The following is a 14,197-nucleotide window of genomic DNA, read 5'->3' on the forward strand; positions in this document are numbered from 1 at the left end:
CAAGCCCCCTACCACCGTCCATCTCACCCGCCACTCATATTCATGAATCGCACCACCTGCACCTCACCGTCCCCGCTGAAATCATGCCGCAACGGCTTGCCCTTCAAGCCTTGATGCAAGGCTGCGATCAACGGCCCATCCTCTAATGGATAGCGCCGCAGCAAGCTACGAAAATCCACGGCCTTGTCCTGCCCCAGGCACAGCAACAACTGCCCTTCGACGGTCATCCTGATCCGATTGCAGCTGCCGCAAAAGTTATGGGAATTGGGCGAGATAAAGCCGACCCGCGTCTGCGGATGTTGCACCAAGCGCACGTAGCGCGCCGGGCCGCCGCTGTTTTCCGTGCTGTCGAGCAGCCCATGTTCACGAGCGATCAGCGCGCGTACGTCGTCGCTGGCGCAGAAGCTCTCGCCGCGTGAGCGCCCCACATCGCCCAGGGGCATTTCCTCGATAAAACTGATGTCGATGCCCTGCTCGATGGCGTAGCGCACCAAGGCCGGCACTTCATCGAAGTTGCGCCCTTTCATCACCACGCAGTTGAGTTTGACCCGTTCGAAGCCGGCGTTCCGCGCGGCTTCGATACCGTCCAGCACCTGGCGCAGATCACCGTTGCGGGTGATTGCGCGAAAGCGTTGGGGGTCGAGGCTGTCGAGGCTGATATTCATGCGTTTGACGCCCGCCTCCACCAAGGGCCGGGCCAGCCTCGCCAGTTGTGAACCGTTGCTGGTCATCACCAATTCGCGAAGGCCCGGCAACGCGGCGATGCTGCGGCACAGGCCGACAATGCCCGGGCGAATCAACGGCTCACCGCCGGTCAGGCGAATCTTGCGCACGCCCTGGCCGACAAACAACGCGGCCAGGCGCTCCAGTTCTTCGAGGGTCAGCACCTGCTGGCGCGGCAGGAACGTCATGTTTTTCGCCATGCAGTACACACAGCGAAAATCACAACGGTCGGTCACCGACAACCGCAGGTAGTCAATCGAGCGGCCTACCCCATCCACCAGGCTCATGTCACTGCACCAACGGCGAGTCGGCGCCCTGCAGCGCGATGCCGCGAATGTCCGCCGCGCCGATCAGGGTTTGCAGGTACTGCACCAGCGCCTTCTGCCATACGCCCTGTTGCAGTTGGGTGCGAATCGCCGTGGCCACCGCTTCGTACGGCAGCGCCTGGCCTTCGATGCGCTGATCGACGCTGATCACGTGCCAGCCGTAGCGGCTTTCCAACGGTTTATCCGCCAGGCCCGGTGCCAGGGTGAACAGTTGGCGCTCCAGTTCGGGCACGGTCTGGCCTTTGCTGACCTGGCCCAGGGAGCCACCCTGTGCCTTGGACGGACACGCGGAGTACTTGAGCGCCAGCTCGGCGAAACTGCCGGGGTTCTGGGTCAGGCTCAGCAGCAGGACTTCGGCCTGCACATGGGCCAGGTGGCGGGCCTCAGCATCGTCCGGCGCGCATTCGAGCAGGATGTGCCGCACCGCCAGCAACGGCGCGCTGTGGAAGCGCCCGCGATTGTTCTCGAAGAAGCGCACGCAGGTGGCCTCGTCGCACTCGGGCACCTTCACTTCACGCTCCAGCAGCAGGCGCGTGGCCGCTTCTTCTGGGTTCTCGCCGGCGCCGATGTCCACCGCCAACCCCAGCGCGGCGATGCGCTGCTGCAACAGCTCGCGGATCACCAGCGCGCGGGCGGCCAGGTACACCGCCTCTTCGCGGCTTTGCGCCGGGTGATACTGCACCTCCAGGGCCATCGCCTCCGGCGTAATCGCCACGCCGTTGACGCTGATGATCGGCCATTGCTGTTCACTGCTGGCGATCAATTCAGGCTCCAACGCTACCGGGGCTTCAACCACCGGTTCCTGGGTCGCCGAACCGCAACCGCCGCTGCCACCGTTACTGCCGCCACATCCGCATCCGCTAGTCATGGTGTGCTCCTCACTTCTGCCGCACGATTTGATAACGACGCCCCAGGTACCAGATCGGCGCGCTGACCATATGCACCAGACGGGTAAACGGGAACAGCACAAACAGGCTCAAGCCCAGCGCCACGTGCGCCTTGTAGATCAGCGACACCGGCGCGATCGACTCCGCCGCTTCAATCGGACGCAGCAGCACCACGTTCTGGGCCCAGTCGGCGAGCATCACCATCACCGAGCCGTCCATATGCCCAGTGGAGGCCACGATGGTCAGCAGCCCCAGCAGCAACTGCGCCAGCAACACCAGCAGGATCAGGATGTCGGAGGGGCTCGATGTGGCGCGCACCCGCGGATCGCCCAGGCGGCGCTTGACCAACATCAGCAGGCCCACCAGGCACAGCAGGCCGAAGAAGCCGCCGGACACCATCGCCAACAGTTGCTTGTGCTCGGTGCTGATCACATGGTGATAGACCGACGCCGGCGTCAGCAGGCCGACAAAGTGCCCGGCAAGCACGAACAGCACGCCGATATGGAAGAAGTTACTCGCCACGCGCATGCCCCGGTTATTGAGCATCTGGCTGGAGCCGGCCTTCCAGCTGTACTGCGACAAGTCGAACCGCGCCCAACTGCCCAACAGGCAGATCGCCAGGGCCACGTAGGGGTAGATCCCGAATACCAGCAAATTCCACTTAGACATTACCCACCTCTCCGGCGGGCACTGCGGCCCGGCCTTCTTGCTGAAAATCCACCCAATGCAACGGCACCGCGCTTTCTTCACGGGCTTTGCCCGGCGCGCTCGGCATCGCACTGCAACGGTCCTGTTGCTCGGCCTGCATAAAGTCCACGGCCTCTTCTTCCCAGACCTTGTCCAGGGCTTCGAGGGAGTCGTCGCGCGGCTCGGCGGCCACCTGGGCGCGCAGTTCGGCCACGGCCTGGTGCGGCTCCGCGCCGGCTATCTGCAACAGCGCGCGCAAGCAACTGGCGTAGCCGCTCTCACGCTCCTCCAGCCGCGCAGCCAGCAAGGCCAGCAGGTGCGCCACATCCGCCAGGCCCTCGCGGGCCTCGATGTCTTCGCGGGTGGACAGGAACTCTAGGTACAGCGGGATGTAGTCCGGCAGCTCCTTGACGCCGATGGCGAACCCGGCGGCTTCGTACTGGGCCATCATGTCGACCATGGCCTGGCCCCGGTCCCGGGACTCGCCGTGTACATGCTCGAACAACAGCAGCGACAGCGAGCGACCACGGCCAAACAACGCGCCGTAGTGTTCCTGGCCATCCATCAGGTCATTGCCGCAGATCAGCTCCAGCAATTCGAACAGCGCGCCGCGTTGCTTGGGGCTGATTTCCCGTGCTTCGAGAATCGCTTGTTCCAGTTCGTCGCGGCCGTTCACCAAGGTCTCGGTGGGGTAGTCCAGCAGCAGCGAAATCACTTTAAGAATGCGCATGGCTCAGTCCTCCCAGATCTGGACGGTTTTCAGCACGTCGCGGCGGTTGGCCTTTTTGGCGCCAAACATATTGGTGTCGGAACTGCCGCTGCAGCCGCTGCCAAAGCTGAAACCACAGCCGGAGCGCTCGGCGAACGCGTCGCTCATGGCGTCTTCACGGTGGGCGCTGGGCACCACGAAACGGTCTTCGTAGTTGGCGATGGCCAGGTAGCGGTACATCTCTTCCACCTGCTCCACGCTCAAGTCGACGTCGCGCAGCACTTGCAAGTCCTGCACGCCCTCTACCTGCTGGGAGCGCTTGTAGGCGCGCATCGCCAACAGGCGCTTGAGTGCGCGCTTGACCGGTTTTTCATCGCCAGCGGTGAGCATATTGGCCAGGTAGCGCAGCGGAATACGCAGGCTGTCCACATCCGGAATCACCCCATTCATGCCCACGGTGCCGGCGGCCGCAGCATTCTGGATCGGCGACAGCGGCGGCACGTACCAAACCATCGGCAAGGTGCGGTATTCCGGGTGCAGCGGCAGCGCGAGTTTCCAATCCACCGCCATTTTGTACACCGGCGAACGCTGGGCCGAGTCGATCACCGACTGCGGTACGCCATCGGCCAGGGCCTGGCGGATCACTGCCGGGTCATTTGGGTCGAGGAAGATTTCCAGCTGTTTTTGGTACAGGTCTTGCTCGTTGGCAGTGCTGGCCACTTCGCTGATGCGGTCGGCGTCGTACAGCAGCACCCCGAGGTAGCGGATGCGCCCCACGCAGGTTTCGGCGCACACGGTGGGCATGCCGGCTTCGATACGCGGGTAGCAGAAGATGCACTTCTCGGACTTGCCGCTTTTCCAGTTGAAGTAGATTTTCTTGTACGGGCAGCCGCTGATGCACATGCGCCAGCCCCGGCATTTTTCCTGGTCGATCAGCACGATGCCGTCTTCTTCGCGCTTGTAGATCGCGCCGCTGGGGCACGACGCCGCGCACGCCGGGTTGAGGCAGTGCTCGCACAGGCGCGGCAGGTACATCATGAAGGTGTTTTCGTACTCGCCATAAATATCGGCCTGGATCTGATCGAAGTTCTTGTCCTTGCGGCGCTTGGCGAACTCGGTGCCGAGGATTTCTTCCCAGTTGGGGCCCCACTCGATCTTTTCCATGCGCTTGCCCGACACCACCGAGCGCGGCCGCGCGGTGGGCTGGTGCTCACCCAACGGTGCGGTGTGCAGGTGCTGGTAATCGAAGTCGAACGGTTCGTAGTAGTCGTCCAGGCTCGGCAGGTCGGGGTTGGCGAAGATGTTCGCCAGCACCCTGAACTTACCGCCGATGCGCGGGTTGATCGAGCCGTTCGCATTGCGCACCCAGCCGCCCTTCCACTTGTCCTGGTTTTCCCACTCTTTGGGGTAGCCGATACCGGGCTTGGATTCGACGTTGTTGAACCAGGCGTACTCCATGCCTTCGCGGCTGGTCCACACGTTTTTGCAGGTGATCGAGCAGGTGTGGCAGCCGATGCATTTGTCCAGGTTCAGCACCATGCCGATCTGTGAGCGAATCTTCATCTCAGTTCTCCTCGATATCGGTCGGCAATGGGCGCGGCAGGTCATCGCCGCTGGAGCCATCGAGCCAGTCGACCTTGGCCATCTTGCGCACCACGACGAATTCGTCGCGGTTGCAACCGACCGTGCCGTAATAGTTGAAACCGTAGGCTTGCTGGGCGTAGCCGCCGATCATGTGGGTCGGCTTGAGCACCACGCGGGTCACCGAGTTGTGGTGGCCGCCACGGGTCTTGGTGGTTTCCGAACCCGGCACGTTCACGATGCGTTCCTGGGCGTGGTACATCATCACCATGCCTTCCTTGACGCGCTGGCTGACCACCGCGCGGGCGGTCAAGGCACCGTTGACGTTGAAGCATTCGATCCAGTCGTTGTCCTCGATGCCGGCGCGCTGGGCGTCGACTTCCGAGAGCCACACAATCGGGCCGCCACGGCTCAGGGTCAGCATCAGCAGGTTGTCGCTGTAGGTGCTGTGGATGCCCCACTTCTGGTGCGGGGTGATCCAGTTCAGCACGATCTCGGTTTCGCCATTGCTGCGCTTGCCTTTCACGCCGGCGATGGTGCGGGTGTTGACCGGTGGCCGGTAGCTCATCAGCTGCTCGCCGAAGGCCTGCATCCACGGGTGATCCTGGTAGAACTGCTGGCGGCCGGTGATGGTGCGCCATGGGATGTTTTCATGCACGTTGGTGTAGCCGGCGTTGTAGCTCACATGCTCGTCTTCCAGGCCCGACCAGGTAGGGCTGGAGATGATCTTGCGCGGCTGCGCCTGGATATCGCGGAAGCGGATCGCTTCGTGGGCCTTGGGCAGGGCCAGGTGGCTGTGGTCGATACCGGTGAATTCCGACAGCGCCGCCCAGGCCTTGACTGCCACATGGCCGTTGGTTTCCGGGGCCAATGACAGAATCACCTCGGCCGCGTCGATAGCCGTGTCGATCTTCGGCCGGCCGTGACTGACGCCGGCGTCGCCTTCGTGGTGGTTCAGCTCACCCAGAAACGCCACTTCATCGTCGGTGTTCCAGTTGATGCCCTTGCCGCCGTTGCCGAGCTTTTCCAGCATCGGGCCCAGGGACGTGAATTTCTTATAGATATTCGGGTAGTCGCGCTCCACCACCGCCATGTTCGGCGCGTTCTTGCCCGGCACCGGTGCCACCCCGGCGCTTTTCCAGTCGGTGCCGCCAAACGGCTGGGCCAGCTCGCCGACGCTGTCGTGCATCAGCGGTACGGTCACCAGGTCTTGCTCGACACCCAGGTGCCCGACGGCCATGGCCGAGAACGCCTTGGCGATGCCTTTGTAGATTTCCCAGTCCGAACGCGACTCCCACGCCGGGTCGATGGCTGCCGACAAGGGGTGGATAAACGGGTGCATGTCCGAGGTGTTCATGTCGTCTTTTTCGTACCAGGTGGCGGTCGGCAGGACGATGTCGGAATACACGCAGGTGGACGACATGCGGAAATCCAAAGTGGTCACCAGATCCAGCTTGCCGATGGCGCCGTCGTCGACCCACTCGGCTTCGGTGGGCTTGCTTTCGCCGCCAAACCCGATGTCTTCGTTCATCACGCCGTTCTTGGTGCCCAGCAGGTACTTGAGCATGTACTCGTGGCCCTTGCCTGAGGACCCGAGCAGGTTGGAGCGCCAGATAAACATGTTGCGCGGGAAGTTCACCGGGCTGTCCGGCTGCTCGCAGGCAAAGCGCAGGCTGCCGTCCTGCCAGGACTTGACCACATAGTCTTTGGGGTCCATGCCGACGGCGGCGGCGTCACGGCAAATGTGCAGCGGGTTGGTGTTGAGCTGTGGCGCGCTGGGCAACCAGCCGGCGCGTTCGGCGCGGATGTTGTAGTCCAAGGCATGGGTGGGGAACTGGGCTTTGTCGGCCAGGGGCGAGAGCACGTCGTGCATGTTCATCTTCTCGTGCCGCCACTGGGAGCTGTGGCCGTAGAAGAAGCTGGTGCCGTTCATCTGGCGTGGCGGGCGGCTCCAGTCCAGGCCGAAGGCCAGGGGCAGCCAGCCGCATTGCGGGCGCAGTTTTTCCTGGCCGACATAGTGGGCCCAGCCGCCGCCGGTCTGGCCGACGCAACCGCAGAGCATGAGCATATTGATCAGCCCGCGGTAGTTCATGTCCATGTGGTACCAGTGGTTCATCGCTGCGCCGACGATGATCATCGAACGCCCACGGGTTTTGTCGGCGTTGTCGGCGAACTCACGGGCGATCTGGATGGCTTTCTCGCGGCTGACCCCGGTGATCGCTTCCTGCCACGCGGGGGTGCCCGGTACGCTGGCGTCGTTGTAGTCCTTGGCCACATTGCTGCCGCCCAGGCCACGGTCGATGGCCAGGTTGGCCGCCGACAGGTCGAACACGGTGGCGACCTTGGCAACGCTGCCGTCGGCCAGGGTCACGCTGTGTACCGGTACGCGACGGAACTGCACGGCGTCGCCGGCCACATGCTGGAAATGCTCGTGGGCTTCGCCGGCAAAGTACGGGAACGCGACTTCGGCCACGTCGTCACCGATCAGGCTGAGCTTGAGGTCGATGGCGCGGCCTTCACCGCCCTCTTTGGCGAGGATGTTCCACTTGCCCTTCTCGCCCCAGCGGTAGCCGATGGCGCCTTGTGGCGAGACCAGCTCGCCGCTCGCGTCGAGGGCGATGGTTTTCCATTCCGGGTTGTTGTCCTGGCCGAGGTTGCCGGTGAGGTCCGAGGCGCGCAGGAAACGATCCGGCTGGAAGCCCGCGCCCGGCGCGAAGCCGCTCATGGGCTTGAGCATCACCAGCACCGGCAGGTCGGTGTAACGCTTGGCGTAGTCGGTGAAGTAGGCGCTCGGCTTGTCCAGGTGAAATTCTTTGAAGATCACATGGTTGAACGCCTGGGCCAGGGCGGCGTCGGTGCCTTGTTTGGGGTTGAGCCACAGGTCGGTGAGCTTGGCCACCTCCGAATAGTCCGGGGTGATAGCCACGGTCTTGGTGCCCTTGTAGCGCACCTCGGTGAAAAAGTGCGCGTCGGGGGTGCGGGTCTGCGGGACGTTGGAACCCCAGGCGATGATGTAGTTGGAGTTGTACCAGTCGGCCGATTCGGGCACGTCGGTCTGCTCGCCCCACACCATCGGCGAGGCCGGTGGCAGGTCGCAGTACCAGTCGTAGAAGCTCAGGCACACCCCGCCCAGCAGCGACAGGTAACGCGAACCGGCGGCATAGCTGACCATGGACATGGCCGGGATCGGCGAAAAGCCGACGATACGGTCAGGGCCGTATTGCTTGATGGTGTAGACGTTGGAGGCGGCGATGATCTCGTTGACCTCCTCCCAGTTCGAGCGGATGAAACCGCCCATGCCGCGCTTGCTTTTGTACGAGTCGGCCTTGGCCTTGTCCTCGACGATGCTCGCCCACGCCTCGACCGGTGGCAGGGTCAGGCGCGCTTCACGCCACAACTTGAGCAGCGGCTTGCGGATCTTCGGGTACTTGAGGCGGTTGGCGCTGTAGATGTACCAGCTGTAGCTGGCGCCGCGCGGGCAGCCGCGGGGCTCGTGGTTGGGCAGGTCGTTGCGGGTGCGCGGGTAGTCGGTCTGCTGGGTTTCCCAAGTAATCAGGCCGTTCTTCACATAGATCTTCCACGAGCACGAACCGGTGCAGTTCACGCCATGGGTGGAGCGCACGATCTTGTCGTACTGCCAGCGCGAGCGGTAGACGTTTTCCCAGTCGCGGGACTCCTTGCGGGTCTCGCCGTGGCCCTCGGAGAATTCGTTTTGCTTGCGGTTGAAGAACCGCAATTGATCCAGTAAGTGACTCATGGTGCTTTCCTCATCAGGCGTGCCGTGGGGTGCGTTGCCCCGCGAATTCGTGGTCGATCAGCAGGGTGTGGCGCAACCTTTGCGGGCGTACCACCACCAGGTCACGACAATGCAGCTCAGGTAGAAACCGACAAACATGTAGAAGGCCATCGCCGGGCTGCCGGTGGCGGCCATGGACGTGCCGAAGGATTTGGGAATGAAAAACGCGCCGAACGCGCCCATGGCCGAGCTGAAACCCAGCACGGCGGCGGACTCTTTGCCGGCGTCCTTCAGGGCCTGCTCGCGCTCGGCGGCAGATTTACCGGCGCTGGCTTTTTCATGCTGAGTGCGGAAGATCACCGGGATCATGCGGAAGGTGGAGCCGTTGCCCACGCCAGTGGTGATGAACAGCAACATGAACATGCCGAGGAAGCCGTAGAAGTTGCCGCTCTCGCCGTTCTGCGGCAGAAAGTGCAGCACGCCGAACACCATCGCGATCATCAGCACGAAGTTCCACAGGGTCACTCGCGCGCCGCCGAGTTTGTCCGCCAGCCAGCCGCCGAGTGGGCGCACCAGGGCGCCGACCAGCGGGCCGAGGAAGGCAAATTTCAGCGCCACCACGTCGGGGAACGAGGTTTTGATCAGCAGCGGAAACGCCGCCGAGAAGCCGATGAACGAACCGAAGGTCGCCAGGTACAGCCAGCACATCAGCCAGTTGTGCTTGCGCTTGAAAATCACCGCCTGGTCGGCGAACGAGGCGCGCGCGCTGGACAAGTCATTCATGCCAAACCACGCCGCCACAGTGACGGTGAGGATAAACGGCACCCAGATGAAGCCTGCGTTTTGCAGCCACAATTGGCTGCCGTCCGGCAGGGTCTGGGGTTGGCCGCCGATCAGGCCGAACACGCCAAAGGTGATCACCAGCGGCACGCAGAACTGCATCACCGACACCCCCAGGTTACCCAGGCCGGCATTCAGGCCCAGCGCGGTGCCCTGCTGGGCCTTGGGGTAGAAGAAACTGATGTTGGACATGCTGGAGGCAAAGTTGCCGCCGCCGAAGCCGCACAGCAGCGCGATCAGCACAAAGACGCTGTAGGGGGTGCTGGGGTCTTGCACCGCAAAGCCCATCCACAGCGACGGCAGCAGCAGCGACGCGGTGCTCAGGGCGGTCCAGCGACGGCCGCCGAAGATCGGCACCATAAACGAATAGAACACCCGCAAGGTGGCGCCGGACAGCCCCGGCAAGGCCGCCAGCCAGAACAGTTGATCGGTGCTGAAACTGAAGCCGATGGCATTGAGGCGCACGATCACCGTGCTCCACACCATCCACACGGCGAAGGCCAGCAACAGCGCGGGGATCGAGATCCACAGGTTGCGAGTGGCGGTCTTCTTGCCGCTGGCGCCCCAGAAGGCGGGGTCTTCGGGGCGCCAGTCATGGATCACCGGGCCCGACCCGGGCTTTTGCGCGATGGACATGTTCATTCTCCTTGGAGACGTTGGGCGGTGTTGCCCAAAAGCGGTTGCTTGCGAATTTCGCTGAGGTACATCCAGGTCAGGGACACCCAGACCACGCCGTACATCAACATGAAGCAGGACGAGCGCACGCCGGTGAGGTCCACCAGGGCGCCGAACAGAATCGGCAGCACAAAGCCACCCAGGCCACCGGCCAGGCCGACGATGCCGGACACCGCGCCCATGTTCTGTGGGTAGTCATTGGCGATGTACTTGAACACCGAGGCTTTGCCGAAGGCGAAGGCGATGCCCATGACAAACAGCAGTACGGTGAACAGGGTCGGGCTCAGGCCGATGTGGAAATCCAGCGGGCCGTTGACGGTCATCACCTGCAGTTGGGTCTGCGGGTAGCTGAGCAGGAACAGGCAGATCCAGCTCACCCACAGCACCCACCAAGTCACGCTCTGGGCGCCCCAGCGGTCGGACATCCAACCGCCCACCGCGCGCAGCACGCCGCCAGGCAGCGAGAAACAGGCGGCCAGCAGCGCCGCGCTTTGCAGGCTGAAGCCGTATTCCTGCACGTAGTACTTGGTCACCCACAGGGCCAGTGCCACGTAGCCGCCGAACACAATCGAGTAGTACTGGCAGTAGCGCCACACGGCCGGGTCTTTCAGGCACTGCAACTGCTGGCGCAGGGTGGCGCCGCCGACGCTGCGGTGGCTCTTGTTCTCGCTGGTGAGAAACCAGAACAGCAGCGCGGTGATAAACAGGATGGCGCTGAACACTTTGGGCACCAGGTGCCAGGTGCCCAGGGCGATCAGCGCGGGGGCGAGAAACTTGGTGACCGCCGCCCCGGCATTGCCGGCGCCAAACACGCCCATGGCAAAGCCCTGGTTGTCTTTGTCGAACCACTTGGCGACGTAGGCGATGCCCACCGAAAACGAACCGCCGGCCAGGCCGACAAACAACCCCAGCACCAGGAACTGCCAATAAGCGCTGGCGTACGTGATCAGGTACAGCGGCAACACGCAGGTCAGCATCAACAGGAAAAACACAATGCGCCCGCCGAAACGGTCAGTGAGCAAGCCCAGGGGCAGGCGCACCAGCGAACCGGTCAACACCGGAGTCGCCGCCAGCAGGCCGAATTGAGTTTCGTTGAGTTCCAGCAGTTCTTTGATGGGCACGCCGAGCACGGCGAACATCATCCACACCATAAAGCAGACGGTGAAGGCCAAGGTGCTCATGCCCAGCACCAGGCCCTGTCTCATACGGGATTGAGTCACGGTATGCGCTCCAGAAAGTGATTTCATGGGCGCAGATTAGGGGCGACACCCCCGTGGAACTTGACTCAGGTCAACGTCCGCCTGGGGGGTATAGGGCTATGCTGGCAGCGCCTACCTCCAAGGAGGTAGACCTAACAACAAGAGAAAGCCTTTATTTATCAATGGATTGGTCTCTTGTGCCGGCTTTTATCCGTGGGAGGGTTCGCCGGCAATTCTTTAGAGGTAGTCCGCCAGGGAAGGCTGTGTTCAGTCCTTTTTTCCATGCCTGGTGCGACTATGCTGCCCCTTCGCCTGTTTCGATTACGCCGCCATGCTTGACTGGCTGCGCAGCTCCCTGCCCGCCCGCGCCGGCCTGGCCGTTATCCTGATCGCCATCCTGGCCCTGTCCAGCTCCCTGAGTGCCGGGCTGATCGCCTGGTTCAGCCAGGGCGACGCGGCCGCGATCAATACCGCAGGCTCAGTACGCATGGAGACCTACCACCTGAGCTGGAAACTCGCCGCCGCCGCGCCGGCCGACGAAGTTGACGCGATCGCGCGCAGCCTGCAAAGCCGCCTCGACAGCCAATCCCTCAAAGCCGTGCTGGAAGACGGCCCACGCAGCGCGCTGTTGCAGAGTTACCAGCAGATCCAGCAGCGCTGGCACGACGCGCTGCGCCCAGCGCTGATACGCGGCGACGCGGCGTTTTTCCAGTTCAATGCCCCGGCGTTCGTCGAGCAACTGAACCACTTCGTCAGCCTGTTGCAGCAACAAAGCGAACAGAAGCAAGGCTGGCAGCAAGGCATTCAGGGCCTGGCACTGTTCAGCACCTTGATCATCCTGCTGATCGGCCTGTATGAACTGCAATACGGTGTGGTCAACCCGTTGGAAGAACTAGTGCACGCCACCCGACGCTTTCGCGACGGCGATTTCAAAACCCGCGTCAACCACCGCTCCGAAGACGAACTGGGGCAACTGGCCCTGAGCTTCAACGCCATGGCTGAGACCATCGAAGCCTCCCATCGCACCCTCGAAACCCAGGTGCAGCTCAAGACCCTCAACCTGCAACAGGCCAACGCCGCGTTGGAGCTGCTGTACCAGAGCAGCCGTAGCCTGGCCACGCGCCTGGCCAACGCCGAAGGGCTGGACGAATTGATCCGGCGCTTCCAGCAGCGCCTGCCGGGGCTGCGTCTGTCGTTGTGCCTGCAAGGCCACTTTCTCGCGCCGGCCCAGCAGATACTGGCCCTGCACGGTGGCGACAGCCGCAATGTGTGCGCCATCGGCGATTGCGCCAGCTGCCAGAAACACAAAGTGGCGCCGCCGCAGATTTTCAGCATCAGCAACCAGGGCTCGGAACTGGGCGAACTCAAGGCGCATTTCCTCGACGGCCACGCGCCCCAGGACTGGGAAAAACAACTGATCCAGGCCCTGGCCAACTTGATCGGCACCTCGCTGTCCCTCAAACGCCAGCGCGAGCAGGACCACCGCCTGCTGCTGTTGGACGAGCGCACCATCATTGCCCGTGAACTGCACGATTCCCTGGCCCAGGCGCTGTCGTACATGAAGCTGCAAGTCAGCCGTATGCAGACGCTGATCCGCCGTGGCGAACCGGTGGAAACCCTGGCCACCGTCACCGCCGAACTGCGCGAGGGGCTAAACAACGCCTACCGCCAACTGCGCGAACTGCTCACCACGTTCCGCCTGCAGATTCACGATGCCGGGCTGGTGCAGGAGCTGTCGGAGACCGCCGAAGAGTTCTCGCGGCGCGGTGAATTCCAGGTGCATCTGCATGTGGATGCCCTGGCCTTCCAACTGTCGGCCAGCGAGCAGATCCATGTGTTGCAGATCACCCGCGAGGCACTATCCAACTGCTTGCGCCACGCCCATGCGCAAAACGCCTGGCTGCAACTGCGCCAGGTCGGTGAGACCGTCAGTTTGAGCATCGAAGACGACGGTCGCGGCTTCAGCGGCGAGGTTGACCGGCGCGAACACCACGGCCTGACCATCATGGACGAGCGCGCCCGCAGCCTGCACGGCCAACTCGATATCAGCCCGCGTGAGCCCCAGGGCACCCGGGTGCACCTGGGTTTCCGGCCGGAATTCCTCGGCCACTCTTTAGCGAGCACTGCCTCATGAACAGCCTCCCACGCCATACCCTTCTGCTGGTGGACGACCATCCGATGATGCGCCACGGCATGCGCCAAATGCTTGAGCTGGAAGACGACCTGCGGGTGGTCGGCGAAGCCGGCAATGGCCAGGAAGCCCTCGACCTTATCGACAGCCTGCAACCGGACCTGGTGCTGCTGGACAACAACATGCCGCACATGAACGGCCTGGAAACCCTACGCCGCCTGCGCGCCATGGACTATGCGGGCAAGGTGCTGCTGTTTACCGTGTCCGACGCCGAAGACGACATCCGCGACGCGCTGCGCCTGGATGCCAACGGCTACCTGCTCAAGGACATGGAGCCGGAACTGGTGGTGGAATACATCCGCGATGCGTTGAACGGCGCCCTGGTGATCAGCCCCGGCCTGACTCGGGTGCTGGCCCAGGCGTTGCGCTCACCCCAGCCCCATGCGGCGGTGGAGTTGACCGAACGGGAGCGGCAAGTGCTCAAGACCATCGCCGGTGGCTACAGCAACAAGGTAATCGGGCATAAGTTGGGCATCACCGAGGGCACGGTGAAGGTGCATGTGAAGAACCTGCTGCATAAATTGGGCTTGCGCTCGCGGGTGGAAGCGGCGGTATGGGCGATGGAGCATTTGCGGCAGGCGGGTTGATACTGTCCGGGGCTGATACTCCGTTATCGGGGGCAAGCCCCCTCCCACATCTGATA

At 63.1% G+C, this 14,197-nt stretch carries 10 protein-coding genes; 2 read left to right on the top strand and 8 right to left on the bottom strand.

Features of this window, described 5'->3' with window-relative positions:
* Positions 1-23: 23 nt before the first annotated feature.
* Genes moaA through ABX75_RS09525 form a run of 8 tightly spaced genes read right to left on the bottom strand, consistent with a single transcriptional unit; the run spans position 24 to position 11,369 of the window.
* On the bottom strand, positions 24-1,010 hold the full coding sequence (gene moaA, locus ABX75_RS09490) for a GTP 3',8-cyclase MoaA (protein ID WP_047881820.1): 987 nt from the start codon (positions 1,008-1,010) through the stop codon (positions 24-26).
* Position 1,011: 1 nt separating this feature from the next.
* The gene (locus ABX75_RS09495; protein WP_047881821.1) at positions 1,012-1,917 is read right to left on the bottom strand and encodes a peptidylprolyl isomerase; all 906 of its coding nucleotides are present in this window, start codon (positions 1,915-1,917) and stop codon (positions 1,012-1,014) included.
* 10 nt (positions 1,918-1,927) lie between these two features.
* Positions 1,928-2,605 (bottom strand): respiratory nitrate reductase subunit gamma, encoded by a 678-nt coding sequence (gene narI / locus ABX75_RS09500; protein ID WP_047881822.1) that lies wholly within the window; start codon positions 2,603-2,605, stop codon positions 1,928-1,930.
* Positions 2,598-3,353: a nitrate reductase molybdenum cofactor assembly chaperone gene (gene narJ / locus ABX75_RS09505; protein ID WP_034098439.1), complete on the bottom strand. Its 756-nt coding sequence runs from the start codon at positions 3,351-3,353 to the stop codon at positions 2,598-2,600. Before narJ ends, narI begins: the two co-directional genes overlap by 8 nt.
* 3 nt (positions 3,354-3,356) lie before the next feature.
* Positions 3,357-4,895, bottom strand: coding sequence for a nitrate reductase subunit beta (gene narH / locus ABX75_RS09510; RefSeq protein ID WP_034098441.1), 1,539 nt, complete (start codon positions 4,893-4,895; stop codon positions 3,357-3,359).
* Between the two features lies 1 nt (position 4,896).
* Positions 4,897-8,670 carry a nitrate reductase subunit alpha gene (locus ABX75_RS09515; protein WP_034098443.1) on the bottom strand — a complete coding sequence of 1,258 codons (3,774 nt, stop codon included), beginning with the start codon at positions 8,668-8,670 and terminating at the stop codon, positions 4,897-4,899.
* A 57-nt stretch (positions 8,671-8,727) separates the two neighbouring features.
* The gene (locus ABX75_RS09520; protein WP_047881823.1) at positions 8,728-10,125 is read right to left on the bottom strand and encodes a NarK family nitrate/nitrite MFS transporter; all 1,398 of its coding nucleotides are present in this window, start codon (positions 10,123-10,125) and stop codon (positions 8,728-8,730) included.
* Positions 10,126-10,127: 2 nt separating this feature from the next.
* Positions 10,128-11,369 (bottom strand): nitrate/nitrite transporter, encoded by a 1,242-nt coding sequence (locus ABX75_RS09525; RefSeq protein WP_034114042.1) that lies wholly within the window; start codon positions 11,367-11,369, stop codon positions 10,128-10,130.
* Between the two features lie 325 nt (positions 11,370-11,694).
* On the opposite strand from ABX75_RS09525, the gene ABX75_RS09530 reads away from it, so the two are divergent.
* Positions 11,695-13,497, top strand: coding sequence for a HAMP domain-containing protein (locus ABX75_RS09530; RefSeq protein ID WP_047881824.1), 1,803 nt, complete (start codon positions 11,695-11,697; stop codon positions 13,495-13,497).
* On the top strand, positions 13,494-14,141 hold the full coding sequence (gene narL / locus ABX75_RS09535) for a two-component system response regulator NarL (RefSeq protein ID WP_034098451.1): 648 nt from the start codon (positions 13,494-13,496) through the stop codon (positions 14,139-14,141). The genes ABX75_RS09530 and narL overlap by 4 nt, the downstream gene beginning before the upstream one ends.
* Positions 14,142-14,197: the final 56 nt, after the last annotated feature.

This window comes from Pseudomonas sp. ARP3 (assembly GCF_001029595.1).
GTDB classification, from domain to species: Bacteria; Pseudomonadota; Gammaproteobacteria; order Pseudomonadales; family Pseudomonadaceae; genus Aquipseudomonas; species Aquipseudomonas rhodesiae.